The organism is Microbacterium sp. bgisy189 (genome assembly GCF_965345345.1).
GTDB lineage: Bacteria > Actinomycetota > Actinomycetes > Actinomycetales > Microbacteriaceae > Microbacterium.
This window is the reverse complement of the sequence record NZ_CBDRMZ010000011.1, coordinates 18,008-43,500: the sequence shown is the minus strand read 5'-3', so window position 1 is coordinate 43,500 and position 25,493 is coordinate 18,008. Positions and strand designations below refer to the sequence as shown.

26 protein-coding genes and 1 pseudogene are annotated in these 25,493 nt (G+C 69.8%); 6 read left to right on the top strand and 21 right to left on the bottom strand.

From position 1 onward, the window contains the following. Positions 1 to 109: 109 nt before the first annotated feature. Positions 110 to 373, bottom strand: a complete 264-nt coding sequence (locus ACSF8R_RS12820) for a hypothetical protein (protein WP_434812262.1) — start codon at positions 371 to 373, stop codon at positions 110 to 112. 106 nt (positions 374 to 479) lie between these two features. Here ACSF8R_RS12820 and ACSF8R_RS12815 point away from each other — a divergent pair, with 106 nt between their 5' ends. Further along, positions 480 to 992 carry a low molecular weight protein-tyrosine-phosphatase gene (locus tag ACSF8R_RS12815; protein WP_434812261.1) on the top strand — a complete coding sequence of 171 codons (513 nt, stop codon included), beginning with the start codon at positions 480 to 482 and terminating at the stop codon, positions 990 to 992. A 28-nt stretch (positions 993 to 1,020) separates the two neighbouring features. Further along, on the top strand, positions 1,021 to 2,400 hold the full coding sequence (gene purB / locus ACSF8R_RS12810; RefSeq protein ID WP_434812260.1) for an adenylosuccinate lyase: 1,380 nt from the start codon (positions 1,021 to 1,023) through the stop codon (positions 2,398 to 2,400). A gap of 134 nt (positions 2,401 to 2,534) precedes the next feature. Here purB and ACSF8R_RS12805 read toward each other — a convergent pair whose 3' ends face one another. The 10 genes and pseudogenes from ACSF8R_RS12805 to ACSF8R_RS12760 form a co-directional block, all read right to left on the bottom strand. Then, entirely contained in the window at positions 2,535 to 2,861 is a 327-nt protein-coding gene (locus ACSF8R_RS12805) for an amino acid transporter (RefSeq protein WP_434812259.1), read from the bottom strand. After that, positions 2,858 to 3,508 (bottom strand): acyl-CoA synthetase, encoded by a 651-nt coding sequence (locus tag ACSF8R_RS12800; RefSeq protein ID WP_434812258.1) that lies wholly within the window; start codon positions 3,506 to 3,508, stop codon positions 2,858 to 2,860. Before ACSF8R_RS12800 ends, ACSF8R_RS12805 begins: the two co-directional genes overlap by 4 nt. A 40-nt stretch (positions 3,509 to 3,548) precedes the next feature. After that, positions 3,549 to 4,421 (bottom strand): carbohydrate kinase family protein, encoded by an 873-nt coding sequence (locus tag ACSF8R_RS12795; RefSeq protein ID WP_434812257.1) that lies wholly within the window; start codon positions 4,419 to 4,421, stop codon positions 3,549 to 3,551. Between the two features lies 1 nt (position 4,422). After that, a complete protein-coding gene (locus ACSF8R_RS12790; RefSeq protein ID WP_434812256.1) occupies positions 4,423 to 4,863 on the bottom strand; it encodes a hypothetical protein in 441 nt (146 codons plus the stop codon). 5 nt (positions 4,864 to 4,868) lie between these two features. Beyond that, positions 4,869 to 4,958 (bottom strand): annotated as a pseudogene (locus ACSF8R_RS12785) (VOC family protein); the annotation flags it as partial. 211 nt (positions 4,959 to 5,169) lie between these two features. Further along, the gene (locus ACSF8R_RS12780) at positions 5,170 to 6,483 is read right to left on the bottom strand and encodes a DUF6716 putative glycosyltransferase (protein WP_434812255.1); all 1,314 of its coding nucleotides are present in this window, start codon (positions 6,481 to 6,483) and stop codon (positions 5,170 to 5,172) included. Continuing rightward, positions 6,480 to 7,352, bottom strand: coding sequence for an N-acetylneuraminate synthase family protein (locus tag ACSF8R_RS12775; protein ID WP_434812254.1), 873 nt, complete (start codon positions 7,350 to 7,352; stop codon positions 6,480 to 6,482). Before ACSF8R_RS12775 ends, ACSF8R_RS12780 begins: the two co-directional genes overlap by 4 nt. A 112-nt stretch (positions 7,353 to 7,464) precedes the next feature. Then, the gene (locus tag ACSF8R_RS12770; RefSeq protein WP_434812253.1) at positions 7,465 to 8,616 is read right to left on the bottom strand and encodes a cytidylyltransferase domain-containing protein; all 1,152 of its coding nucleotides are present in this window, start codon (positions 8,614 to 8,616) and stop codon (positions 7,465 to 7,467) included. Further along, the gene (locus ACSF8R_RS12765; protein WP_434812252.1) at positions 8,613 to 9,950 is read right to left on the bottom strand and encodes a polysialyltransferase family glycosyltransferase; all 1,338 of its coding nucleotides are present in this window, start codon (positions 9,948 to 9,950) and stop codon (positions 8,613 to 8,615) included. Before ACSF8R_RS12765 ends, ACSF8R_RS12770 begins: the two co-directional genes overlap by 4 nt. Before the next feature lie 2 nt (positions 9,951 to 9,952). Beyond that, a complete protein-coding gene (locus ACSF8R_RS12760) occupies positions 9,953 to 10,924 on the bottom strand; it encodes a glycosyltransferase family 2 protein (RefSeq protein ID WP_434812251.1) in 972 nt (323 codons plus the stop codon). A gap of 130 nt (positions 10,925 to 11,054) precedes the next feature. On the opposite strand from ACSF8R_RS12760, the gene ACSF8R_RS12755 reads away from it, so the two are divergent. Beyond that, a complete protein-coding gene (locus ACSF8R_RS12755; RefSeq protein ID WP_434812250.1) occupies positions 11,055 to 11,978 on the top strand; it encodes an NADP-dependent oxidoreductase in 924 nt (307 codons plus the stop codon). 184 nt (positions 11,979 to 12,162) lie between these two features. Here the strand turns inward: ACSF8R_RS12755 and ACSF8R_RS12750 are convergent, their stop codons facing one another. From ACSF8R_RS12750 to ACSF8R_RS12740, 3 genes are all read right to left on the bottom strand, one after another. Continuing rightward, the gene (locus tag ACSF8R_RS12750) at positions 12,163 to 12,963 is read right to left on the bottom strand and encodes an alpha/beta fold hydrolase (RefSeq protein ID WP_434812249.1); all 801 of its coding nucleotides are present in this window, start codon (positions 12,961 to 12,963) and stop codon (positions 12,163 to 12,165) included. Beyond that, the gene (locus tag ACSF8R_RS12745) at positions 12,960 to 13,277 is read right to left on the bottom strand and encodes a SelT/SelW/SelH family protein (protein ID WP_434812248.1); all 318 of its coding nucleotides are present in this window, start codon (positions 13,275 to 13,277) and stop codon (positions 12,960 to 12,962) included. Before ACSF8R_RS12745 ends, ACSF8R_RS12750 begins: the two co-directional genes overlap by 4 nt. Before the next feature lie 112 nt (positions 13,278 to 13,389). Beyond that, entirely contained in the window at positions 13,390 to 15,582 is a 2,193-nt protein-coding gene (locus tag ACSF8R_RS12740) for a malate synthase G (protein ID WP_434812247.1), read from the bottom strand. Between the two features lie 109 nt (positions 15,583 to 15,691). On the opposite strand from ACSF8R_RS12740, the gene ACSF8R_RS12735 reads away from it, so the two are divergent. Continuing rightward, entirely contained in the window at positions 15,692 to 16,438 is a 747-nt protein-coding gene (locus ACSF8R_RS12735) for an IclR family transcriptional regulator (RefSeq protein ID WP_434812246.1), read from the top strand. Between the two features lie 82 nt (positions 16,439 to 16,520). Here the strand turns inward: ACSF8R_RS12735 and ACSF8R_RS12730 are convergent, their stop codons facing one another. The 3 genes from ACSF8R_RS12730 to ACSF8R_RS12720 form a co-directional block, all read right to left on the bottom strand. After that, positions 16,521 to 16,880 (bottom strand): DUF4440 domain-containing protein, encoded by a 360-nt coding sequence (locus ACSF8R_RS12730; RefSeq protein ID WP_434812245.1) that lies wholly within the window; start codon positions 16,878 to 16,880, stop codon positions 16,521 to 16,523. A gap of 148 nt (positions 16,881 to 17,028) precedes the next feature. Then, positions 17,029 to 17,811: a hypothetical protein gene (locus ACSF8R_RS12725; RefSeq protein WP_434812244.1), complete on the bottom strand. Its 783-nt coding sequence runs from the start codon at positions 17,809 to 17,811 to the stop codon at positions 17,029 to 17,031. A 7-nt stretch (positions 17,812 to 17,818) separates the two neighbouring features. Beyond that, complete coding sequence (locus tag ACSF8R_RS12720; RefSeq protein ID WP_434812243.1) at positions 17,819 to 18,775, bottom strand: aldo/keto reductase; 957 nt, start codon at positions 18,773 to 18,775, stop codon at positions 17,819 to 17,821. A gap of 22 nt (positions 18,776 to 18,797) precedes the next feature. On the opposite strand from ACSF8R_RS12720, the gene ACSF8R_RS12715 reads away from it, so the two are divergent. Both ACSF8R_RS12715 and ACSF8R_RS12710 read left to right on the top strand, forming a co-directional pair. Further along, the gene (locus tag ACSF8R_RS12715) at positions 18,798 to 19,154 is read left to right on the top strand and encodes a YidH family protein (protein WP_434812242.1); all 357 of its coding nucleotides are present in this window, start codon (positions 18,798 to 18,800) and stop codon (positions 19,152 to 19,154) included. Positions 19,155 to 19,161: 7 nt separating this feature from the next. Then, positions 19,162 to 19,509, top strand: a complete 348-nt coding sequence (locus ACSF8R_RS12710; protein ID WP_434812241.1) for a DUF202 domain-containing protein — start codon at positions 19,162 to 19,164, stop codon at positions 19,507 to 19,509. On the opposite strand, the gene ACSF8R_RS12705 is transcribed toward ACSF8R_RS12710, so the two are convergent. From ACSF8R_RS12705 to ACSF8R_RS12690, 4 genes are all read right to left on the bottom strand, one after another. Beyond that, positions 19,510 to 22,212: a cation-translocating P-type ATPase gene (locus tag ACSF8R_RS12705; protein WP_434812240.1), complete on the bottom strand. Its 2,703-nt coding sequence runs from the start codon at positions 22,210 to 22,212 to the stop codon at positions 19,510 to 19,512. Positions 22,213 to 22,346: 134 nt separating this feature from the next. Next, entirely contained in the window at positions 22,347 to 23,258 is a 912-nt protein-coding gene (locus ACSF8R_RS12700; protein ID WP_434812239.1) for a carbohydrate ABC transporter permease, read from the bottom strand. Further along, positions 23,258 to 24,187: a carbohydrate ABC transporter permease gene (locus ACSF8R_RS12695; protein ID WP_434812238.1), complete on the bottom strand. Its 930-nt coding sequence runs from the start codon at positions 24,185 to 24,187 to the stop codon at positions 23,258 to 23,260. The genes ACSF8R_RS12700 and ACSF8R_RS12695 overlap by 1 nt, the downstream gene beginning before the upstream one ends. Next, positions 24,184 to 25,470 (bottom strand): ABC transporter substrate-binding protein, encoded by a 1,287-nt coding sequence (locus ACSF8R_RS12690; protein WP_434812237.1) that lies wholly within the window; start codon positions 25,468 to 25,470, stop codon positions 24,184 to 24,186. Before ACSF8R_RS12690 ends, ACSF8R_RS12695 begins: the two co-directional genes overlap by 4 nt. Between the last annotated feature and the right edge of the window lie 23 nt (positions 25,471 to 25,493).

Genomic DNA, 25,493 nt, shown 5'->3' with positions numbered 1-25,493 from the left:
GCGCGCTGCACGCCGCGGGCTGAGTCGGCGAGCGTTCGCCACCGCGCGGACGCGGCACGCAGGCTCTCGGTGTCGACGGCGACCACGCCACCGCCGCGAATCTCGATCGTCACGGGGAGGTCACCTCCGCCCACATGCGGCACGCCGCCGCGCGGAGGTTGTCGATCTCGACGGCCATGACGCCGCGCATCGTGGCCCACTCCCGGCACCACGTCGCCGCCGAATCGCGATAGGCGGCAGCCGACGTCGATTCCCATTCGGTCGACGTTGTGAGCTGCCAGCCGTCCATCAGCATCGCATCGACGACGTCGAGTTGGGCGCTCACGAGGTCTTTCGCATCGGTCACAGCTCGGGCTTGTTCGATCGTGGTCATGTGCCGATCGTCGCGTGCCGTCGACGGCGGGGATCGCGCCGGCACCCCGAACGGTGGAAAGGTGCACGGCATCCCACCCTGTGCAGGAGGCGACGACTCGTCCACAATGGAACCCGTGCCACCCGCCTACGACCCGTTCCGCGTGGTCTTCGTCTGCACCGGGAACATCTGCCGCTCGCCCATGGCCGACGTCGTGTTCCGGTGGTTCGTGGAGCAGGCGGGACTCGGCGATCGGGTGGTCTCATCCAGCGCCGGCACCGGTGACTGGCACGTCGGCGAACGGGCAGACAGCCGCACCGTCGCGGCCCTCGAGCGTCGCGGGTACGACGGGTCGAAGCACCGCGCACGCCAGTTCACGATGGAGGACTTCGACCGCAACGACCTGATCGTCGCACTCGACCGTTCACACGAGCGCAGTCTGCACACCTGGGCGCGCACGCCCGCCGACGCCGACAAGGTCTCGCTGCTGCTGCCGTTCAGCGGTGGCGACGACGGGCTCGACGTGCCCGACCCGTACTACGCGGGCGAGAAAATGTTCGACGACGTGCTCGGTATGATCGAACGAGCGAGCCGGGCGCTCTTCCGGCAACTCGAACCCGCAATTCGTCCGACGTCCTGAGCGCCCGTTCATCACCGATCGGAGTCTCGTGACCTCTCTGCCGCCCCAACCCCTCAGCCCCCTCGACGGACGGTACCGCGCAGCGGTCACCGGGCTCGCCGATTACCTGTCGGAGGCGGGGCTCAACCGGGCCCGCGTCGAGGTCGAGGTCGAGTGGATCATCGCCCTCACCGACCGCTCGCTGTTCGACGCGGCGCCACTGTCGGATGCCGACAAGGAATCGCTGCGGGCGTTGTACCGCGACTTCGGTCAGGCAGAGATCGACTGGCTCGCCGAGAAGGAAGCCGTCACCCGCCACGACGTGAAGGCCATCGAGTACCTGGTGCGCGACCGCCTGTCGTCGCTGGGACTGGATGCCGTCGCCGAGCTCACCCACTTCGCCTGCACGAGCGAAGACATCAACTCCGCCTCGTACGCCCTCACCGTCAAGCGGGCCGTCGAGCAGGTGTGGCTGCCGAAGCTGCAGGCGGTCATCGACGCGCTGAAGGCCCTCGCGGTCGAACACCGGGATGCCGCGATGCTCTCACGCACGCACGGCCAGCCCGCCACGCCGTCGACGATGGGCAAGGAGCTGGGCGTCTTCGCCTGGCGCCTGCAGCGCGTCGCCGACCAGATCTCCGGCGGCGAATACCTCGCGAAGTTCTCGGGCGCGACCGGCACCTGGTCGGCGCACCTCGCCGCCGCCCCTGATGTGGACTGGCCCACCGTCGCCCGCGAGTTCATCGAGGGCCTCGGCATCGACTTCAACGTCTACACGACCCAGATCGAATCTCACGACTGGCAGGTGGAGCTGTACGACCGTGCCCGTCACGCCGGCGGCATCCTGCACAACCTCGCGACCGACGTGTGGACCTACATCTCGATGGGCTTCTTCGCGCAGATCCCCGTCGCGGGCGCCACCGGCTCGTCGACGATGCCGCACAAGATCAACCCCATCCGCTTCGAGAACGCCGAGGCGAACCTCGAGATCGCCGGCGGACTGTTCGCGACCCTGGCATCCACCCTCGTCACCTCGCGCATGCAGCGCGACCTCACCGACTCGACGACGCAGCGCAACATCGGCGTCGCGTTCGGGCACTCGCTACTCGCGCTCGACAACCTCTCGCGCGGTCTCACCGAGATCTCGCTGTCGCGCGACGTGCTGCTGGCCGACCTCGACGCGAACTGGGAGGTTCTGGCCGAGGCGATACAGACCGTCGTGCGCGCCGAGATCGTCGCCGGCCGGTCGCAGATCACCGACCCGTACGCGCTGCTGAAGGACCTCACCCGCGGCCGCCGCGTCGGCGGACCCGAGCTGGCGGAGTTCGTGCGCGGCCTCGACATCGGGGATGCCGCGAAGGAGCGTCTGCTGGCGTTGACCCCCGCGACCTACGCGGGCCTCGCAGACCGCCTCGTCGACGAGCTGTAAGCCGTCGCAGCGCGGGGCGGGCGCGGGGCGGGCGCGGTGAGTCCGCGATTCGAGCGCGAGTCCAGGCGGCACAACGCCGGACTCAACCTGAAATCACGGACTCGGTGAGATCGCGGCGCAGCAGCCGCGTGCAGTCAGCTGCGCGAGGGGTCCGCGTCGGGGGTGCTGTCGCCGGGCTGGTCTTCGGGCAGCAGCACGGGCTTGTCGACGCCGCGGTTCATCTGCGCGGGATCGACGGCCAGCATGAGCAGCGCCATGATCACGAGCGTCGCGATGAACGCGATGCCCGCCACCACGAGCGAGACGATGACGACGTGCTGACGCTGCGCGCCGTCGAGGTTCTGGAAGAAGCCCATCGCGACGAGCGCGATCAGGCCCGCGAACGCAGCAGCGCCGAAGGCGAAGCCCAACAGCTGCACGGGCTTCATCAGCTCGCGACGCGTGGGGTGCTCGTCAGTCATGCGCGCTCTCCTGCCGGGTCGGTGGCGGCCTCGGTGACGGATGCCGCAGAATCGCCGGCCTCTCGGTGCGGCGAGAACCCGGCGATGCCGAGGAACACCGCGACGATCGCCGCGTAGCCGCCGAACAGTCCGACGGCGATCGTGATGCCGGTGAGCGTGAACCACGCGCCGGCCTCGTCGATGAAATAGTCCAGGCTGTAGGCCGGATTGACGATCAGCAGGCCCACCGCGAGCGCCAGCGTGACCGCGCCGACGAGGATCGCGTCGCGAGCGTCGGCGTCACCGCGACGGCGCTGCACGATGCCGGCCACCAGTTCGGCCACACCCGTCACGATCGCCCACGCGATGACGAGCACGAAGAACATCGTCGTCGTACGCAGGGGCGGCAGTCCGCCGATCATGCCGGCGATCATCATGAGCACGCCCAGCACGACGCTCGGCGCACGCCGACCTGCCGGATAGACGAGCCACGCCGACAGCAGCAGCACGAGACCGGTCGCGATCGCGAACCCGCTGAAGACCGCGAGCCCGACGTTCGCCGAATGATCGGCCGTGAACGTGATCATCACGGCGGCGAGCGCCGCGAACAGCGCACGCGCGATCTGCACGTGGCGCACCTCGAAGGCGCGCGGGGCGGTGTGGGACACGTCGAAACTCGTCTGCAAGCGGAAGCGGAACCCCTCCAGTCTAGGTCGTCGTCCCCTCCGCCGCGGCCAGGGCGGGATGCAGGTGCACCGTTGCCAGCGCGGTCACCGCCTGCGCGGCACCGGCCCGCAGCGCGGCGGTGAGGTCGGCGTTCGCGAGGCCACCGGCATCCAGCACTGCGGCGAGCACACCGGCGAAGAACGCGTCGCCGGCACCGTTCGTGTCGACCACTTCGGCCTGGGCCGCGGGGACCGCTGTGCGGCGCCCGTCGCGGTCCAGCGCGATCGCGCCGTCAGCCCCGAGCGTGCACACCGCGAGACGCGGACCGCGCGCGATGCACGAGGCGAGGAGTCCCCACGGGTCGTCAGTGCGATCGGCGTTCATGAAGACGACCTCCGCCCGCCGCAGGAACGGTTCGTGGAATGCGGCCGCGCCGTCGTAGTCGTGCAGGTCGGTCCACAGCGGCACGGATGCCGGCAGTCGCGGCAGCAGGTCGGCACCCACCGCGCTGAGATCGAGCACCGCTACGTCTGCACCGGCGAGGTCGGCTTCGATCGCGGCGAGCACGTCGGGACCCGCGGCATCCGGCGTCGACACGTACAGCGACACCCGCCCGCCCGCACGGGTCATGAGATTGACGTGGCGTTCGGTGCCCGCCGTGTGCGCGACCAAGTCGACCCCGGCACCGCGCAGGGCCGCCGCGACGCGCCGCCCGTCCGCGTCATCACCGAGCAGCGCGTGCAACCGACTGTCGACCCCGAGCGCGTGCAGATGCAGCGCCTTGCCGGCCGAGGTGCCGCCGACGGTGTGCACGCTCGCCTCGGCGAACTGCATGTGCGGGGTCGGCTCGGGCAGGCGGTCGAGGACGATCAGATGGTTCCAGGCGGCGGGACCTGCGACGACGACGCGCGGCACGTCAGCTCACGGCCTTCTTCACGAGGGCGCGCACCCGCTTCTCGACTTCGGGGTTCATCTCGAGCACGGCGTACGACACCGGCCACATCACGCCGTCGTCGAGGTTCGCCGGGTCGTCGAAGCTGATCGTGCCGTACCGGGTGTCGAACTTCGACGCCGGCTGGTAGAACACGACGACCTTGCCGTCCTTCGCGTACGCCGGAAAGCCGTAGAACGTCTTCGCGGCGAGCTCGGGCGCCTCTTCGGCGACGATGCGGTGCAGGGTCGCGGCGATCGCGCTCTCGACGTCGCTCAGGGCTTCGATCGCGGCGACGCACGCCTCGTATTCCTTCGCCGTCTTCGCGGCGCCCTTCAGGCCCTTCGTGGAGCGGATCTCGTCGGCGCGCTGCTGCATCGCCGCCTTCTCGGTGTCGCTGAACGTGCCGTTCTTCTTCTCAGCCATGTGCCTCAGCCCTTCTGCTGCAGTCGGATGGTGTTGCCCGCCGGATCGCGGAACGCGCAGTCGCGCGTGCCCCAGTCCTGGTCCATGGGCTCTTGGGGGCGATCGCCTCGACATCCAGCGTTTGCGCGTACTCGCGGTCCACGCGGTCGCGGGCGCGCCGCAGCATCGCCAGCGTCTCGCGGTCGACCGTCACGTTCCCGATGATGCCAGCCGCGGGCGAGACGTGTCCCACTTTCGGTTGCTTCTGGGGCTTCAGAGCGTCCGAAAGTGCGACATGCTCTGCCGAAAGTGGGACAACGCCCGGCGTCAGGTGCGCACGGGGCGGCGGCGCAGCATGGGGTCCTGGCGCAGTGCGGGGGTGATGGTGATGTCGGTCGTCGGGTCTGACCACGACTCCCGGCCGCGGTTGCCGCGGACCTTGCGGGCCGTGAGCAGTGCCTCGCGCACCGGCACGCCGATCGCGTACGCGACGCTGCCGGCGAGGGTGCGGTCTTCGTAGCCGAGCACGCTCTTGCGGTCCCACGCCTCGCGCAACGCCCCACCCCGCCGGCGAGGCTGCAGGCGCTCGGGCAGTTCGCCGCGGCGGCGACGGCTGACGAGATCCTCGACCTGCGACCACCACGTCGACTCGGCAGGATCGTGAAAGTAGTTCTCGTCCATCCATGCGAGCGACGGATGCCGGAACCGGCGCGCGATGACATCGTCGGCGTCGCCGAACAGCCCGCTGCCGTGGAAGACCGTGTTGAGGTTCGCTTTGCTGACCCCGAAGGTGTCGAGCGCGATCACCGGCACCCCGCACGCGATCGCTTCGATCGCCGCGGTCGAACTCACCGTCACGAGCCCCTCGGCGCGGCCGAGGGCGGCACTCATCGGCTGGTGCGAGAAGACGAGGTTGCGGGGGCGGTCGCGCAGCAGGTCGGGGAACGAGTCGCGCTCGAAGTGCGTCTCCTGCTCGCCGGGACGCGCCCGCAGCTTCACAACGACCCGCCGCGATGGCGACGCCTCGGCGGCCGCGCGCAGGATGTCGGCGAGCTCGCGCCGCTCACCGGTCGTCGTGGGGATGAGTGCCTGTGCGGCGAACACGAGGTCGGTGCCGGTGCGGTGCGGGGTCACCGGCTGCGCGAACGGCAGCGTCGCCAACCCGACCGGCACATCGACGCCGAGACGCCCAGCGAGGTCGTCGAACGCGCGCGCCTCACGGCGCGAGTGGATGACGAACAGGTCGGATTCGCGGCGGTAGGTCAGTGCGCCGCGCTGAGCGGGGATCGAGATGCCCGGCATCCCGGTGACGACGACCGGCCGCGGATGGATGCGATCGATCTGGCGCAGCACGACCCGCACGAACGGTCCGCGCCCGGCGATCACGACGACATCGGGGCGCGCGTGGCTGAGCCAGCCGGCGAGGGCCGTGTAGTCGACGCGGGCGACGTCATCGCTCGTGAACCGGGTGCCGGCGAGCGCCGACTGCTCCTGATCGGTGCTGACCGTCAACGGCGTGCGCACGAGCACCATCTGACGGCGGATGTCGGGGACGGCATCGAGCAGCGCCCCCGCCCACTTCACATACGAGTCGGCATCGGCGATCGCCACGACCCGCAGCTGACCGCCGGTGATGCTCATGCCGGCACGCGGCGGAGCTTCGCCATGGGGGCGAGCTCGCCGGGGAAGACCTTCTTGACGCCGTCGCCCAGGGCCTCCTCGATGACGCGGATGTCGCGCACGAGGTGTTCCAGGCCCGACGGCTCGAGCGACGCGGAGTGGTCCGAACCCCACATGGTGCGGTCGAGCGTGATGTGACGCTCCACCGCGACCGCGCCGAGGGTGACCGCGGCCAGCGAGATCTGCAGGCCTCGCTCGTGTCCGGAGTACCCGACGGGCACCGAGGGGAATCGGGCCTGCAGCGTGGGGATGACGCGCAGGTTCGCCTCGTTCGGCTCCATCGGGTACGTCGAGGTCGCGTGCAGGATGACGAGGTTGTCGGTGCCGAGCAGATCGACCGCGCGGTCGATCTGCTCGAGCGTCGACATGCCGGTCGACAGGATGATCGGCTTGCCCGTCTCGCGCAGCGCGGTGAGCATCTCGGTGTCGGTCAGCGAAGCCGATGCCACCTTGTGGGCGACGACGTTGAGGTCTTCGAGGAACTGCACGCTCGGCACATCCCACGGCGACGCGAACCAGTCGAGCCCCGCCATGGTCGCGTAGTCGCCGATCTCGACGTACTCGTCGCGCCCGAACTCGACGCGGTGACGGTACTCGAGGTAGGTCATGGTGCCCCACGGCGTCTCGCGGATCGTGTCGCGCATGTGCGGCGGCGTGGCGATCTCGGGGGTGCGCTTCTGGAACTTCACGGCATCCGCACCGGCGCGGGCCGCGACATCGATCAGATGCTTGGCGATCTCGACGTCACCGTTGTGGTTGAGGCCGATCTCGGCGATCACATAGGTGGGGTGTCCTGCACCGATGGTGCGCGATCCGATGTTGACGGTCATGTCGACTCCTCTCGAAGGTCGTGTTTCATTGGTACGCCGCGTGTGTGAACGCGGCCGCACACGAAGGTGAACCCGAGGGGGCGGCCGTGAGGCCACTCGGCGTCGTGCAGGGTCAGCGGCGTGCGGCGAGGACGCGGTCGGCGAGTTCGCGCACGGCGCCGGCGCCGCCGGGGCGGTCGAGCACGACGCGGGCGGCGGCGCGCACCTCGGGGCGTGCGTCGGCGACGGCGACCGGCCAGCCGACCAGTTCCATCGCCGGCAGGTCGTTGACGTCGTTGCCGAGGTAGGCGGTCCGAGCGAGGTCGACGCCGTGTTCGGCGGCCCACGCGCGCAGCGCGGCGGCCTTGTCGTCGATGCCGTGCAGCACGGGCACCCGCAGCTTCTCGGCCCGCGCGCGGACGATGGAGTGCACCTCGGTCGAGAGGATCAGCAGGGGGATGCCGGCGCTTCGCAGCAGCGCGACTCCCATGCCGTCCGACCGACTCACCCGCACCGACTCGCCGCCGTCGGCGTCGATGATGGCTGAGTCGTCGGTGTGCACCCCGTCGAAGTCGGTGACCACGGCATCCACGCCGATCGCCTCTGCCGGTGAGACGAGCGGCGCGATCGCCGAGGCCACCGCGAGCTGATCGGCGTCGTCGATCTCGATCGCGGTGCGCTCGGGCACCACGACGATGCCAGTGCGCCCGAAGAAGCGGTGCCGTGCTCGGCGGAACCCGGCGGCGTCGAACGCGTAGAACGCGCCCGTCTCGAGGTAATGCGGATCGCGGTCCTGGCGCCGCGGCCGATGGGTCGCGTCGTGGTTGATCGCGGCGGCGTGCCCGTCGACGGTGCGCCGCCACAGGAAGCCGTAGGTCTCGAACGCGGCGAACACGCTGTCGTAGCCGTCGACACGCAGCATCCGTACGGCCTCGTCGAGGTCGGTCGGGTCGATGAACGGCGATGTGGCCTGCACGAAGACGATCGTCTCGATGTGCTCGCCGGCGGCCTCGAGTGCGTCGAGCGCGTGCAGCACGGCGCTCTCGGACCCGGCCGTGTCGCCCGACAGGTCGGCGGGCCGGTCGACGATCACGGCCCCGGCGGCGCGTGCGACCGCGGCGATCTCGGCATCGTCCGTGCTGACCGCGACGAGATCGATGAGCGCCGCGGCGCGCGCCGCATGCACCGCTCGCGCGATGAGCGGCACCCCGCCGACGCGCCGCACGTTCTTCCGCGGCACCCCCTTCGAGCCCCCGCGCGCCGGGATGATCGCAACGACGCTCATGCGCCCTTCAACACCTTCCACGCGCGGTCGATCCGGCGGCGGATGCCGGCGGCCGCCAGTTGACTCTGCTCCCAGTGCGAGTAGCTGCCGACGAGGCCCGAGCGCCCAGCGCCGCCGGGCAGGCCGAGCTGCGTAAGCCGCACGACGGTGAAGTAGCGCTCACGCTCGCTCGCGGGCGCCGCCGCCAAGAACCGCTCGGCGGCGGGGCGGAGGTGCCGCATGATCTTCGGCTGCATGCAGTACGCGACGGTGTCGACGAGTTGCTGCAGCGCATCGGGCTGCGTGTACGGCGAATCGGGTCGGGTGAGCGCGTCGACCAGGGTCACCGGTACCCGGTTGCTGTTCTCGAACGGGTTCAGCCGGTGCAGCAGCATCGCGTTGCCGACCGACGCGACGGGCGTGCCGTAGAGGGCATGCACCGTCGGCAGCGCCGACGAGAATCCCGCCACGACCGCTCGGGCGCGAAGGCGTGCCGCCACCGCCTCGGCCGGCGCCGGACCCGAGTGGACGACGAACGTTCGACCCGTCTCCGCCGCGTGACGGCGCACCGCATCCAGCGACGACGGCAGCGCCGCCGGGTGCGGTTTGAACACGATGCGCTCGGCGCCCGAGCGTGCCGCGATGTCGATCATCTCGCGTTGCTGATCGGCCTCCTCCTCGGCGGTGAGGATGCCGAGGTCTGCCAGGTACTGTCCGAGCACGAGCGCCGTGGGGGTGCCGTCGTCGAGCGTCTCGAGCTGTGGATCGTCGACATCGGCCGACACCTCGTCGAGCACACCGCGGAAGGCGTCTGCCGCCACGGGAACGCGCGTCGCCTCGACCTCGGTGAACAGCGCGGGCGTCACACCCGGCACGACGTCGGCGTAGGCGACCTCGGTCACGCGCCCCGCGATGTCGCGCGGGAGGCGTGCACGGATCGGCGAGTAGGTCATCAGCCCGTCACCGATGACCGTGATCGACGACCCGACGAAGATCGCGGCGAGCGTGCGCGCCGGTGGCACCTGCAGGTTCTGCAGGTACAGCTCGACCGGCCCGTCACCCAGGCCCCACGCCCGGCGCAGCAGCCGCTCGAGCATCGGCATGTCTTCGACCCGCGGCTGCCACTGCGTCGGCAGGATCGGCGCGACGAGGTCGTTGAGCCGCTCGACCCGGTCGAACCGGTCGTGCACGGCGCGCAACTGCGGCAGGTCGATGTAGTCGTCTGCGGTCTCGGGCACCCTCGTCGCATTTGCGGCCAGCAGCACCCGCTCCCCGTCCGGGACGATGCCTGAGTCGATCGCGGCGGCGGCGGTCATCGCCCCGTAGGCGGTCGCGACGGCGAACAGCTGCACCATGTCTATGCCGCCCGGCGTACATACGGCGCGAGCAGCCGCCGGCGGCGCTGCGACGTGCCGTCGAGGCACAGTTCGAGCGTCGCCCGCGGCACCGGGCGCAGCAGATCGCGCACGCCGCGGCGCAGGTCGCGGCGCACGTCCCAGGGCATCGACATCGAACGGTTCAGGTGGTGGGCCGACACCGCGAGAATCGTGGTGACGAGCTTGGGCAGGAAGCGATCGGCATCCCGGTCGGCGGTCACGATCTCGAGCGCCTGCGCGAATGCGGGCACGAAGTCGAGCTGCCGCCGGTCGTGCACCTGCGTGAGCGACGTGCTGACTCCGCGGCGGTACAGCAGAGCCGGCGCGTCGACGACAGCGAACGACGACGTCGACAGGTGCAGGTTCCAGATCCACGGCCGGTCCTCGGCCGTGAACAGCCCCTCAGGAAACTCGGCCACGCCATCGTCGATGAGCCTGCGGTGCATCATGCCCGCCCAGGCATACGGGTAGTCGACCATCGTCACCTCGGTCGACGGAAGGATGCCGTCGCGCGGCGGACAGGCGATGTTGCGCCACGGATACGGCGCCCGCACGAGCTGCCGCCGGGTCTCGGTCACGGTGATGTGATCGGTACGCACGAAGTCGCAGCCGAGGTGCTCCATCGCGTCGGCGAGGGTCTGGAGGCGCAGCGGCGCCATCCAGTCGTCACCGTCGAGAAAGCAGTACAGGTCGGTGTCGACGCGAGCCAGACCCTGGTTGCGGGCGCTGGCGAGTCCCACCGGCTGCGGGTTCACGATCACCTCGGCGTGCGGCAAGTGCGCGGCGTGCCGGCGCATCGCCTCGCCCGTGCCGTCACGCGAGCCATCGTCGATCGCGACGAGCTTCACATCGCGCAGGTCGTCGAACTGGCGGGCGAGGGTCGTGAGGGTCGTGTCGAGGAACGGCGCAGCATCCTTCGCGGGAAGGACGACGGTCACTCGAGGGCTCGGCACGCCCCGATGCTCCCCCGAGGGCTTGTCCGCCCGGTGACTCGCGGGTGAACACGAGGTGGCGGTCTCGGGACGGTCCGCGACCCGCCGATGTGCGGGAATGGACCCGGTGGGTCTGCGGTTGGCACCGGGCATGAAGGCACTCACCTATGCAGCGTTCGGCGGTTCGGACCGCTTCACCCTCACCGACGTCGACGACCCGCACGTCGGCCCCGACACGATCGTCGTGCGCGTCGAGGCGGCCGGCCTCAACCCCGTCGACTACAAGATCCGCGAGGGATACCTGCAGGGGCTGATCGACACGCACCTGCCCGCGACTCCCGGGTGGGACGTCGCCGGCGTCGTCGAGAAGGTCGGCCTCGACACCCCGGAATTCGCCGTCGGCGACCGCGTCTTCGCCTACGCACGCGCCGATGTCGTCCGCGGCGGATCGGTCGCCGAGAAGATGGCGGTGCCGGTGCGCACCGCCGCGCACATCCCCGACGGCGTCGACGCGACGACCGCGGCCGCCGTCCCCCTCGCCGGGCTCACCGCGCTGCAGGCCGTCGACCGGTCGGGCCTCGGCGACGGCGACGTCGTGCTGGTGCACGGTGCCGCCGGCGGTGTCGGCTCGTTCGGCGTGCAGCTCGCGAAGCTGCGCGGCGCGCGTGTGATCGGCACGGCATCCGAACGCAACCACGACTACCTGCGCTCGCTGGGTGCCGAACCCGTCACGTACGGTGACGGCCTCGCCGAACGCGTCCGCGAGCTCGCTCCCGAGGGCGTCGACGTCGTGCTCGACTTCGCCGGCGGCGCATCGCTCGACAGCACACCCACCGTGCTGCGCGACGGCGGGTCGGTGATCTCGATCGCCGACGGACGCGCGGCCACCGAGTTCGGTGGGCAGTCCATGTGGGTTCGCCCCGATGCCGCACAGCTCGCCGAGCTCGGTCGCCTCGTCGCCGCCGGCGACCTGCGCGTCGAAGTCGCCGCGACCTACCCGCTCGACGACGCCGTCGCCGCATACCGCTCGCTCGAGCAGGGCCACACGCGCGGCAAGATCGTCGTCACAGCTTGACGCTGCGGGCCGTTCCGGCCTGATGCTGCAGGCCGGTGGGGCGGTCGCAGGGGCGGTGGGGCGGTCGCAGATTCGGAGATCGTCACCAGATTCGGATGCCGCAGGCCCTGGCATCCGAATCTGCGTGCACGATCCGAATCTGTGACATGGCGCGCGGCGACGCGGCGCGCGCAGCGGGGCGGGCTCAGGCGGTGAGGAAGGCGAGGGCGGCTTCGCGGAAGACGCGCGAGCCGGGCGCGTTGAAGTGATGGCGGTCGGGAATCTCGACGAACTCGCCCTGCGGGCAGGCGGCGGCCAGCGCGCGTGAACCCTCGATGATGGCGTCCTGCGAACCTGTGGCGAACAGGATCGGCTGCTGCGGCGCCCGCACCGCGGGATCGGGATCGGCGTTGCCCGAGGCCCGCATCCCCTCGGCAATCGCGAGGAGCGCGCGCAGGTCGTTGCCGCCGACGCGTTCGGTCAGCGCGATGTAGTTCTGGGTCACGCGGTCGGTGACCGGGATGCCGTCTTCGACGTAGGCGCGCGCCTGCGCGAGGTCGAGGCGGCCGAGTGGCACGCCGTCGGGAACCCCGCCGAGCACGACCCGTTCGACACGGCCCGGCAGATCGAGCGCGACCTCCCAGCCGACGCGGGCGCCGAGCGAGTACCCGACGTAGAACGCCGTGTCGACGAGGTACGTGTCCATGACCGCTTCGACGTCACCCGCGAGCGTGCGCAGCGCGTAGTCACGGGGGTCGTGGGGCTTGTCGCTGGCGCCGTGGCCGCGCTGGTCGAGCGCGAGTACCCGGAATCCCGCCCGGGTCAGATCACGCACCCAGCCGGTGCTGACCCAGTTATCGCGGCAGCTCGACGCGAACCCGTGCACCGTGACGACGACGGGTGCGTCTTCATCACCCCACGTGTACGTCGCGAGCCGATGCCCTTCTGCAGACATGATGAACTGCGGATCGGGCATCTCGGTGAGTGCCGGAAAAGCCGTGGTCATGCCTGCTCCCCCGCATCTGGCGCGGCCTGTTCGGCGGCGCGATCTGCATGGCCGAGTCGCCGGTCGGGGGCGATGCGGTCTCGCACCCGACGCTTCAGGTCGACGATGTCGGGGAATCCGTCGTCGTCGGCGCGCGACCAGACCTGCTCGTCGTCGGCGTGGATGCGGAAGACACCGCCCGTACCCGGCACGAGGGTCACGCCGCCGCCCGCAAGTTCGGTCGGAAACGTGTTCAGCAGCTCTTGCGCGACCCAACCAGCGCGCATCAGCCAGTTGCACTGCGTGCAGTACTCGATGCGGACGTTGTGTGTCATCGCGTCCAGCGTACGCCCGTGCACGTTTCGTCTCGGCACTGTGCGCCTCGCTCAACGACCGGAACGGTGCACCGGACGTTGAGCGAGCGCAGCGAGACGAAACGCGTCCCGGTCAGCCGGCGGCGATGAGGGCGCGGTCGGCGGCCTTCTGCGCGCGACGGTGGCGGTGCAGGATGAACTCGGTGTAGCCGTTGGGCTGGGCGGCGCCGTCGAGGATGAGTTCACGGGCGGCCTGGAACGCGAGCGACTCGACCCCGCCGTCGATCAGCGGGCGGTACGCGGCATCGCTCGCGTTCTGCCCGTCGACGATCGGGGCGATGCGGTGCAGCGCGTCTTCGACCTGCTCCTCGGTGATGATCTCGTGCGCCAGCCAGTTCGCGAGCAGCTGGCTCGAGATCCGCAGCGTCGCGCGGTCTTCCATGAGGCCGACACCCGACAGATCGGGAACCTTCGAGCAGCCGACACCCTGGTCGACCCACCGCACGACGTAGCCGAGGATCGACTGCACGTTGTCGTCGAGCTCGGCGGCGCGCTCTTCGGCACTCCACGACGCGGTCGGGTCGAGCGGCACCTGCAGGATCCGGTCGATGTCGGCGCGGGGACGGGAGCGCAGTTCGTCCTGCACGGCTGCGACGTCGACCTGGTGGTAGTGCAGGGCGTGGATCGTCGCGGCCGTCGGCGACGGCACCCACGCGGTCGTCGCGCCTGCGCGCGGGTGCCCCGCCTTCGTCTCGTACATCGCCTTCATGAGGTCGGGCATGGCCCACATGCCCTTGCCGATCTGCGCCGTGCCGACGAAACCGTGGGCCAGGCCGGCATCCACATTCTGGTCTTCGTAGGCGAGCATGTTGGGCTGCCCCTTCAGCTCGCCCTTGCGGCGGATGGCGCCGGCGCGCAGCGACGTGTGGATCTCGTCACCGGTGCGGTCGAGGAACCCGGTGTTGATGAACACGACCCGGTCGGATGCCGCGGCGATCGCCGCGTCGAGGTTGAGTGAGGTGCGTCGCTCCTCGTCCATGATGCCGATCTTCATCGTGCCCGCCGGCAGCCCGAGGGCCGTCTCGACGCGGCCGAACAGTTCAACCGTGAACGCGACCTCGTCGGGCCCGTGCTGCTTGGGCTTGACGACGTAGATCGACCCGGTGCGCGAGTTGGCGCGGGTGCCGCGACCCTGCAGGCTCGGGATCGCCGCGGCTGTCGCGACCATCGCGTCGAGGAAGCCTTCGGGGATCTCGGCCCCGTCGGCGTCGAGCACGGCGTCGGTGTACATGTGGATGCCGACGTGCCGCACGAACATGAGCGACCGGCCGTGCAGGGTGAGCTCCGAACCGTCGGGTGCCGTGTAGACCCGGTCGGGGTTCATCGCACGGGTGAAGGCGCGGCCGTTCTTCTCGAACGTCTCGCTGAGGCCGCCGTCGAGCAGACCGCGCCACACGCGGTAGGCCTGGATCTTGTCTTCGGCGTCGACGGCGGCGACGGAGTCTTCGAAGTCCATGATCGTCGTCACGGCGGACTCCAGCACGAGGTCGCTGATGCCCGCGGCATCCAGCGCGGCGACCGGGCTCGTGCCGTCGAACTGGATGTCGATGTGCAACCCGTGGTGCCGCAGCAGAACGGATGCCGGGGCATCGGGCGCTCCGGTGTACCCGACGAACGTGTCGGGGTCTGCGAGGGTCGCGGTCGAGCCGTCGGCGAAGGTGACCGACAGTGCGCCGTCGGCGATCGAGTAGCCGGTCGCGTCGGCGTGGGACCCGGCGCTCAGCGGGGCGGCGAGGTCGAGCAGTTCGCGGCCGAGGGCGACGACGGCCGCGCCGCGCGCGGGGTTGTAGGCGCCGGCCTTGGCGGTCTCGCCTTCGTCGGGCACGATGTCGGAGCCGTAGACGGCGTCGTACAGCGAGCCCCATCGCGCGTTCGCGGCGTTGAGCGCGAAGCGGGCGTTGGTGACCGGGACGACGAGCTGTGGACCGGACTGCTCGGCGATCTCGGTATCGACGCCGGTCGTCGTGATCTGGAAGGCCTCGGGCACGGGCGCGAGGTACCCGATGTCGCGCAGGAACGCCTTGTGCGCCTCGAGGTCGGCGGGCTGCCCGGGCTGCTCGCGGTACCACTCGTCGAGCTGCACCTGCATGCGGTCGCGGACGGCGAGCAGCGCACGACCGCGCGGTCCCAGGTCGGCGACGAGCGCTGCGAGCGAACCCCAGAAGGTGTCGGCGTCGAGCCCGGCGGGGGCGAGGATCTCGTCGGCGACGAAGCGGTGCAGGTCGGCGTCGACGGCGAGGCCCGCCGTCTGGATGCGTTCGGTCATGTCGTGAACTCCTTCGCTCGCATATTCCGCATTACGGAAGTTTTCCGCTACATTGTGGAAGTACCGCGATCATAGCCCCGATCGCAGCCGCACACGAATCGAGGCATTCATGGCAGCCGAAGGCGCCGTCCAATCCGTCGCCCGCACATTCGCGGTGCTCGATGCGATCGCCGACGCCGGTGGCTCGGCGGGGCTCACCCAGATCGCGTCCCGCGCCGGCCTGCCCGAATCCACGACGCATCGACTCATGGCAACGCTCACGACCCTCGGCGTCGTGCGACGACTCGAGGACCGCCGCTACGGGCTCGGGTCACGCCTGGTGCGCCTCGGCAGCGCCGCAGCGCCGGTCGTCGGCGCCGTCGTCCGGCCCACGCTCGCCAAGCTCGTCGATGACCTCGGCGAAAGCGCGAACCTCGCGATGCTCGTCGGCGCGCAGGCCGAATACGTCGCGCAGGTGCCCTCACGTCACGCGATGCGGCTGTTCACCGAGGTCGGGCGCCGGGTCGACCTGCACTGCACCGGCGTCGGCAAGGCGATGCTGTCGGCATTGGATGCCGCGGCCGTCACCGCGATCATCGACGGGTCGGGGCTGCCCGCCCGCACGGCCCACACGATCGTCGATCGGGCCACGATGGGCGCCGAACTCGCCGGCATCCGTGCCCGCGGCTACGCGATGGACGAGCAGGAGCAGGAACTCGGCGTCCGCTGTGTCGCCGTTCCGATCCCACTCCCCGACGGCGGCGTCTTCGCCGTCTCGGTCTCAGGTCCGCTGCAGCGCATGACCGACGACCTCGTCGCGCGGGCCGTTCCCGCACTGCAAGCTGCGGCATCCGAGATCTCGAGAGCGGTGGCCTGAACGAGAAACCACCTCTGCCGCGAGACGTCCCTGCACGGGTGGTGTCTCGAGGAGAGGTGGTTTCTCGGCGGGTGTCGCGGGATCAGACCGGAACGGCGGCGGGCACGACCGTGCCCTGGTGGAAGCGCAGCACGGGCTCGCCGGTGCTGGTGTCCCACACGCTGCTGTGGCGGCTGTCGCCTTCGAAGGTGTGCACGACGTAGGTGACGAGGGTCACGTCTGCGCTGAGCGCGACGAACTCCCAATCACCGGTCTCGGGGGTGACGCGCTCGGGCTCGAACGCCATCACCTCTACGATCTCGTCGCGGTTCCAACGCCGCCCCGAGCGGCCGATCTCGACGAACTCGGGGTGCAGGAGTGCCCGGACGCGGTCGCCGTCCTGGCGGGTGGTGGAGTCGAGCAGTTCAAGCTCCGCATCGCGGAGGCGCGTATTGTCGTCCATCCTTCTAGGGTTGCACACCGCCCTGAGAGCGCCCGATGCGCCCCTTGAGCGGTCTCGGCGGATGCCGGTGGCCGACTCGTTCGCGCCGAAGTGCGCGCGCAACCCCGACCAGCGAGCAGTTCGGCGCGGATGAACGGGACCGCCGAGATCACTCGACCTCGGCCGGCTCCACCATCGACTCGTCGATGAAGACGCCGAGCAGTTCGCCGTCGAGTTCGAAGCTGATCGCGGTGCCGTCGGCGTACGTCTCGCGTATCTGATCCGGCGCGTTCTCGTCGATCGCGAATCTCGCCGCCGGGAAGAAGACGCCGGCGCCGCACCCATAGTGCATCGGCCCCGTATAGCCGCCCGCCCCGTCGAAACTGTCGAGCCGGAACACCATGATGCAATCGCCTTCACCCCAGGTGTTCGGCAGCGGGTGCGCGATCGTGTACCCCTCGTACGAGTAGAACGTCGATTGCCTCGGGAACCATGACTCATCGGGCAACTCGACCGTCGGGTCGGGGTCGAGCGACGCCACCTGCACGGCTCCGGTCGCGGCCGAGATCGGGCGGATCGCGGTGATCGCGGTCGTCACCATCGCCGTGATGATCGCGACGACGACGAGCGACGCGACCCACAGCCAGATGGTCCGCCGCCGCAGACGTTGCCGCGGCGCCAGGGCGGGGTCGACGTTCGCAGCATCGGATGCCGCGGCCTCCGGCACAGCGTCGGACGGCTGGTCGGCGATCGACGCGGGCACCGCCTCGATGATCGGCTCGACCGGTGCGTCCGGGGTCTCCGGCTCGACCGGCGCCGCGGCACGTCGACGCTCCGATTCAAGGGGATGCAGCCGTGCCAGGGCCTCGGCATCCGTTTCGATGTCACCGTCGGGTCCGTAGGCGCGGGCGCGGAGTGCGCGCAGCTCGTCGACGCCGTCCTCCATGGTCATCGCGCCTTCACGAGGTCGGTTCGAGCCACCACTGCGGCTCGGGCACGTGCCGTTCAAGCTCGGTGAACAGCTCGTCGGGCAGGGACTGTTCGGCCGCGCGGAGCGTCTGATCCAGTCGCTCCGGACTGCTCATGCCGACGATCGACGTCGCGATGCCGGGGTCGCGCAGCGAGAACTGCAGCGCCGCGACGGCGAGCGTCGTGTCGAACGCCGCGCAGACCTCGACCATCGCGTCGACCGCGCGGCGCACGCCCTCATTCGCGGGGCGGTACGCGTACCGGTCGATCGTCGGATCGGCGAGGATGCCACTGCCGTGCACTGCCGCGTTGATCAACGGGATGCCGAGGGCTTCGGCGTCGGCGCGCAACGGCCCGGCGCTGCGGTCGACGAGGGTCCACCGGTTGTGCACGAGCACCGCGTCGAAGACCTCGAGCGCGAGGTACCGGCGCATCTCGGGGATCGGTCCGCCGGCGAGCCCGATCGCCCCGATCTCGCCCGCCTCGCGCAACTCGACGAGCGTGTCGACGGCGCCGCCGGGGGCCGAGATCTGCTCGAACGCGAAGTTCTCGGGGTCGTGCAGGTGCACGAGCGGCAGGTGGTCGAGTCCGAGCCGTTCCTTGCTCTCGCGGACGGATTCGCGCACCCGGTCACCGGAGAAGTCCCCGTCCCGCGGATCGACCTTCGTGATGATGTTCACCCCGTCGGGCAGCCCCCCGGCCGCGGCTATCGCCGCGCCGATGCGCCGTTCGCTCTCACCGTCGGAGTAGCCGTTCGACGTGTCGATCGTTCGCACCGGGCTCTCGAACGCGCGGTGCACGAGATCGATCGCACGCTCGGTCGGCACCGTGTCGCCGAACAGTGCCGGCATGCTGCCGAGCGGCCCGCCCCCGAGGGTGAGTGCCGACACGGTGATGCCGGTCGATCCGAGGGGCCGCAGCCAGGTCGCGTCAGCGGGACGAGTCATGGCTCCAGCGTAGACTCGCGCCATGCAGCGGTTTCCGGGATTCGTGTATCGGCACGGCGATGAACCCGACCCGCGCTTCTCGCTCGCGAACGAGCGCACCTTTTTGGCGTGGCTGCGCACAGCGCTCGCCCTCATCGCGAGCGGCATTGCGCTCGAGCTGCTCGGCCTCGACCTCCACCCGGGGCTGCGGTTGGCGGCCTCGCTGCTGCTGATCGCCGCGGGCGTCCTCACCCCGGTGCTCGGGTGGGTGAACTGGGCGCAGACCGAACGTGCGATGCGCGTGGGCCGACCGCTGCCCAGCTCGCTGCTCGGGCCAGCCGTCGGTGTCGCGGTGGCAGTGGCAGGCGTGCTCGTGGTGCTCAGCATCGTCTTCGCGTGAGCCTGCCGTGAGCACCGACACCGACGCGAACACCGAACGGTTCGACTCCGGCCTGCAACCCGAACGCACCGAACTGGCGTGGCGGCGCACCGCGCTCACGATCGCCGTCGGCTCGCTCGTCGCGCTGCGGCTGCTGCCCGCCGTGCTCGAGAACGCACTCTGGGTGATCCCCGGCTGCGTCGGCATCATCGCCGCGTTCGTGATGTGGGTGCTCGCACGACGTCGATTCACCGGCATCCGTCGCACGCTCGTTGACGAGGGCAGGCTGCCGCGCGGCGGTGCGGGAGCTGTGACGGCCATGGCGATCGCCGTGCTCGCGTTCGGCCTGTTCGGCCTCGTCGTCGTCGCCGCCTGATCAGCGTCGACGCTCGGTCGCGCGCAGCGCGGCCTTGACGGCCTCGACGACGAGGAACACCGCGACGGCGAGCGCGGCGGTCGTACCCCACTGGCGCAGGCTGATCGGGGCCGAATCGAACCACTGGTTCATGAACGGCGCGTAGGTGAACACGACCTGCAGCGCGAGCATCGCCGCGCACGAGATCCACACCGTGTTGTTGCCGGTGAGCACGCGCCAGGTGAGCGACGACGAGTTGAGCCTGCGGCAGTTGAACAGGAACGCGAGCTGCCCGAGCGCGAGCATCAACACGGCGCTCGTCTGCGCCTGCGCGTACGAACCGGTGAGCCGCTGTTCGGCCTCGAAGATCCACACCGCGGCGCCGCCGATCAGCACCGAGACGACCAGCACGAGCACCAGCATCCGCCCGTTGAGCACCTGTTCCTTCGCCGATCGCGGTGGCCTCGTCATGATGCCGGGTTCGGCGGGTTCGCCGGCGAGCGCGACGGTCAGCGTGACGGCGCAGACGAGGTTGATCCACAGGATCTGCACCGGCGACAGTGGCAGCGCGATCCCGAGCAGCACCGCGACCAGGATGACGAGCGACTGCGCACCGTTGGTCGGCAGCAGGAACACGACCGACTTGCGGATGTTGTCGTAGATGCGCCGGCCCTCTTCGACGGCGCGCACGATGGTCGCGAAGTTGTCGTCGGCGAGCACGACGTCTGCGGCCTCCTTGGTGGCCTCGGTGCCCTTGATGCCCATCGCGATGCCGACGTCGGCGCGGGTGATCGACGGTGCGTCGTTCACCCCGTCGCCGGTCATACCGACGACCTGCCGGTGAGACTGCAGGGCCCGCACGATCCGCAGCTTGTGCTCGGGCGAGGTGCGCGCGTAGACGTCGACGTCGCGGACCACGTCGGCGAGCTGGTCCTGGCTCATCCGCTCGATGTCGGCACCGGTGAGTGCGGGCACGTTGCCGTCTGGCGCGACGATCCCCAGTTCGCGGGCGATCGCGGTCGCAGTGCCGCGGTGGTCACCGGTGATCATCTTCACGCGCACGCCGGCGCCGTGGGCCTCGGTGATCGCGTCGCGCACTTCTGGACGCGGCGGGTCGACGATGCCGACGAGCCCCAGGAACGTGAGCTCGGTCACATCGTCGACGTCGATCTCGTCGGTCAGGTCGCCGGCGGGCCGCTGGGCTTCGGCGAGGAGCCGGAGGCCCTTGGCCGACAGCTCGTCGATGTGCCGCTCCCACGCGGCACGGTCGAGGTCGACGCGCGCACCGCCGGTGAGCTGGCTCGTCGACCGGTCGAGCAGGCGGTCGGGCGCACCGCTCACGTGCAGCATCCGCGGCCCCGTCGTGCCGACATCGACGGTCGCCGAGAACTTCACCGACGACTCGAACGGCAGGTGCCCGAGACGACGGATGCCGGTGACGTCGACCCCTGACTTGCTCGCCAGCACGTCGAGCGCACCCTCGGTGGGCTGCCCGACGACCCGCCACCCCTCGTCGGTCTGCTCGACCTTCGCGTCGTTGCACACGGCGGCCGAGGTGACCAGGGCGGCGAGGTCGGGATGCCGGGCGGGATCGGCGGTCTCACCGTCGCCGGCGACGATGCGGCCGTGCGGGTCGTACCCTTGCCCCTCGACGGCGTACGTGCCGGTCGCGGTGACCACGGTGCGGGCGGTCATCTCATTCTGGGTGAGGGTGCCGGTCTTGTCGGAGCAGATGACGTTCATCGCGCCGAGGGTCTCGACGGCATCCATCTTGCGGGTGATGGCACGGCGCTTGGCCATCTGCTGCACGCCGAGCGCGAGCGTGATGGTCACCAGCGCCGGCAGCCCCTCGGGCACGGCGGCGACCGCGAACCCGATTGCCGCCGAGATCAGCTCGTCGCGTTCGGCGTCGTGCACGAGACGACCGATCAGCAGCATCGCGACGGCGAGGATGCCGATGAGGATCGAGATCTGCTTGCCCAGGCGTGCCAACTGGCGTGCCAGCGGCGTCTCGAGCTGTTCCTGCTCGGCGACGAGCGTCGAGATCGCGCCGATCGCGGTGTCGGCGCCGGTCGCGACGACGACCCCCTGACCCTCGCCGGTCGCGACGATCGTGCCGGAGTGCAGGATGGCCGACCGGTCGCCGATCGCGGCATCCGGCAGATTGGCGGCGGGGGTTTTGGATACCGGTTCGCTCTCACCGGTCAGCGCCGCCTCGTCGACTCGCAGGTTGGTCGCGGTCAGCAGCCGCAGGTCGGCGGGCACCTTCGACCCGCTGCGCACCCGCACGATGTCGCCCGTAACGAGGTCGGCGGCGTCGATGACACCCCACGCGCCGCCGCGCAGCACCTGGGCGTCGAGCGACTGCATCCGCGTCAGACTCGCGAGGGCAGACGTCGCCCGCCCCTCCTGGATGAAACCAAGGAGCCCCGTCGCGACGATCACGACGGCGATGACGGTGAACTCGATCCAGTCGCCGGAGATCGCCTTGAGCACGGCGGCCGCGACGAGGATGTAGGTGAGCACGTCGTCGTACTGGGCGAGCAGCCGGCGCCACCACGGGGTGGGCTTCGGCGCCGGCAACACGTTGCGGCCGTGTCGCTGCAGCCGCGATGCGGCTTCGGCGGCGGTGAGGCCACCGGCATCCGACCCGACGGCGGCCAGCGCCGCATCCGCCTCCCACGCCCAGGGCCGATCTGTCGTCGTCGCGGCGGTGCTGCTCATGCGTCCTCCCCCGGGGTCCTTCGGCCAGTATGCCCCGTGTCCGCACACCACGACTGCGCCAATTCGCGGCATCCGCGCCATCGATCGGTGGCGCAGACGTCGCAAACCGGCGCAGTCAGGTGAACAGCGGCGGCCTACTTGATCGAGCCGCGGGTGACGCCGGAGATGACCCAGCGCTGCGAGAAGATGTAGACCAGCAGCAGGGGTGCCATCGCCATCAGGTACGACGCGAACGCGACGGTGTAGTCGGTGTTGAACTGCCCCTGGAACACGTACTGCGCAAGCGGGATGGTTCGCGCACCGGGGTCGGTGAGCACGACCAGCGGCATGATGAAGTCGTTCCACGCCCACACGCAGGTGAGGATGCCGACGGTCGCGTTCATGGGCATGAGCAGCGGAAAGATGACCTGCCAGAACACGCGCCACGTGGATGCGCCGTCCACCCGCGCCGCCTCTTCGAGCTCGATCGGGATCGAACGGATGTAGGCGGTGTAGATGAAGATGTTCAGGCTCAGCCCGTAGATCGTGTACAGCAGGATCATGCCGGCCTGGTTGTCGAGCCCCAGGATCGCGGTCTGCTTCACCAGCGGCAGCATGATGATCGGGAACGGGATGAACATCGCCGCCAGCAGGTAGAAGAACACGCCCTTGAAGAACGGGCGGTGCAGGTTGCGCGCCAGCGCGTAGGCGACGAGCGAACTGGTCAGCAGCGTGAACACGACCGAGCCGACCGTGATCAGCGCCGTGTTGGCGAGGGCCTGCGGGAAGGCGGTGCGCTCCCAGGCATCCGCGAAGTTCTCCCAGCGAATGGATGTCGGCAGTTCGAACCCGGTGCCCTCAGCGAGCTGATCGGGCGTCTTCAGGGCGACGACGACGGCCAGGTACAGCGGGATGAGCACCGTGAGCGAGCACACCGCGATCAGGGCGGTCGCCCACCAGTTGGTGCGGCGGGTGTCGTCGTCGCGCGAGGCCTCCTTGCGGCGGCGCGGCCGAGCGACTGCAGCCGTGTCAACGGCTTCGAGCGAGGTGGTGGTTGCGGTGGACATCAGAAGTCGGCCTCTCTGCGCTGAAGGACCCGGAATTGGAAGAGGGAGACGACCGTGATGACGATGAAGAACACCACCGCGTTGGCCGTCTGGTAGGCGAACTCGCCGCCCGAGAACCCGCCGCGGAAGATGAGCAGCGTGACGGACTCCGTCGCCGTGCCGGGTCCGCCGTTGGTGAGGGCGACGATCGGGTCGAACACCTGCAGGTAGCCTTTCAGGCTCAGCACGACGTTGATCGTGAAGAACGCGCCGATGAGCGGGAAGGTGATCGACCGGAACTGCCGCCACGCCGACGCGCCGTCGAGCGACGCGGCCTCGTAGAGCTCTGCCGGGATGGTCTGCAGCCCCGACAGGTAGATGATGATCGCGAACGCGCAGCCCTGCCAGACCGCGAGCGCGACGATCGCCGTCCACGCCCACGTGTCGTTGGTGAGGATGTTGTCGCGGAACAGCGGGATGCCGGCGAGGATCTTCGGCAGCGAGTTCGAGAAGATGAACTGGAACACGTAGCCGATGACGAGGATCGCGAGCACGTACGGCACGAAGTAGACGCCGCGCCAGAAGTTGCGGGCCTTGATCTTGGCGTTCAGCCCCATCGCGATCGACAGCGAGATCGCATTGGTGAGGATCGTCGCCACGATCGCGAACAGGAACGAGAACCCGTACGCCTGCAGCACCCGGTCGTCTCGGAACAGGTTGATGTAGTTCGAGACACCGACGAAGTTCCACGCGCCGTACCCGGCGTAGTTCGTGAAGCTGAAGAAGATGCCCACGATCACCGGCAGGGTGTGGAACGCGGCGAACGCGATGACCGCCGGCCACACCATCCAGTAGTAGGCGGGAAGCGCCTTTGCGGTGCGTGTCTTCGTGCGCGGCGCCCGCTTCGCGGCGGTGCCGGTGGTGGAGCGCACGGCCTGGGTGAGCGTCATTGGTCGTCTCCCGTCACGGGGATGGTGCGAGCGGCGACCTTGCTCCACTCGCTGTCGAGGGACTTCAACGCGGCATCCACGTCGCCGGTGAAGAGGAACTGCTGGTCGATCGGCTGCAGCGGGATGCTGCCAGGCACCTGGTGGTCGATGAACCCGGTGATGCGGCCGGCGTCGAAATACGGGGCGACCGACTGCAGCGCCGGGTCATCGCCGAGCTCTGCACCCTCGACTGACGGCACCATGTTCTGCGAGGCGGCGAAGCGCTCCTGCACCTCGGGCTGGAACGCGAACTCGATGAACCGCATTGCGGCGTCGTGCTTCGCGCCGTTCTTGCCGAGCGTGAAGACCACGTCGACACCGGAGACGAGCATCGACTCGTCGGGGTCGTCGGTCGGGTACGGGAAGATGCCGAGATTGATGTCGGGGTTCACCTGCTTGATGGGGTTGGTGGCCCAGATGCCCTGCAGCAGCATGGCCGACTCGCCGTTCGCGAACGCGGCGTTGCCGTCGTCGTAGGTGCGGCCGCGGTAGCCGTCCTGCATGTACTCGTAGAGCTGGTACTGCCGTTCCATCACCTCGACGAAGTCCTTCTGGAACGACACCTCGGAGTCGGGGCCGACGTCCTCGCCCTGTGCGCGGAGCTTGTCGAAGAACCCGTCCTGCGCGGGGTAGGCGCCGAGCGCGTTCCATGACGGGATGGCGGTCCACGCGTCGGCGAGGGTGCCGTAGAACGGGGAGATCCCGGCATCCTGCAGCGCATCGCACACGGCGATCAGCTCGTCCCACGTCTGCGGCACCTCGAGCCCCTGCGCTTCGAAGATGTCGCGGTTGTAGATGATGCCGTTCGCGTTGTTGACGTAGCCGAGCCCGTTGACCTCATCCCCATAGGTGCCGAGGTCGGCGAGGATCTCTTGCACCGCCGGGTTGATCGTCTGCAGCACCGGCTCATTGGAGAAGTCGTAGAACACGCCCGCCTGCGCGAGTCGGCCGAAGTTGCCGCTCGCGTTGAGGGTGATGACGTCGGGGATCCGGTCCTTCACGAGCAGGGTGCGGATGAGGGTGTCGGCGTCGGCTGCCGCATTCTGCACGACGTTGATATCGGGGTTCTCGGCCTCGAACTCGGCGATGAGCTCGTCGAAGTCGGCGATCGCCTCGCCCTTGAACTGGAAGAAGTTCAGGGTCGTGACGCCGTCGGATCCGGCCGATGCGCAGCCGCCGAGGGCGATCGCCACACCGGCGATCCCGGCGACCGCCGCGGCGGTCCGTATGGTGCGTGGTTTCATGGGTGCGCCTCCTCGCGCGGGTG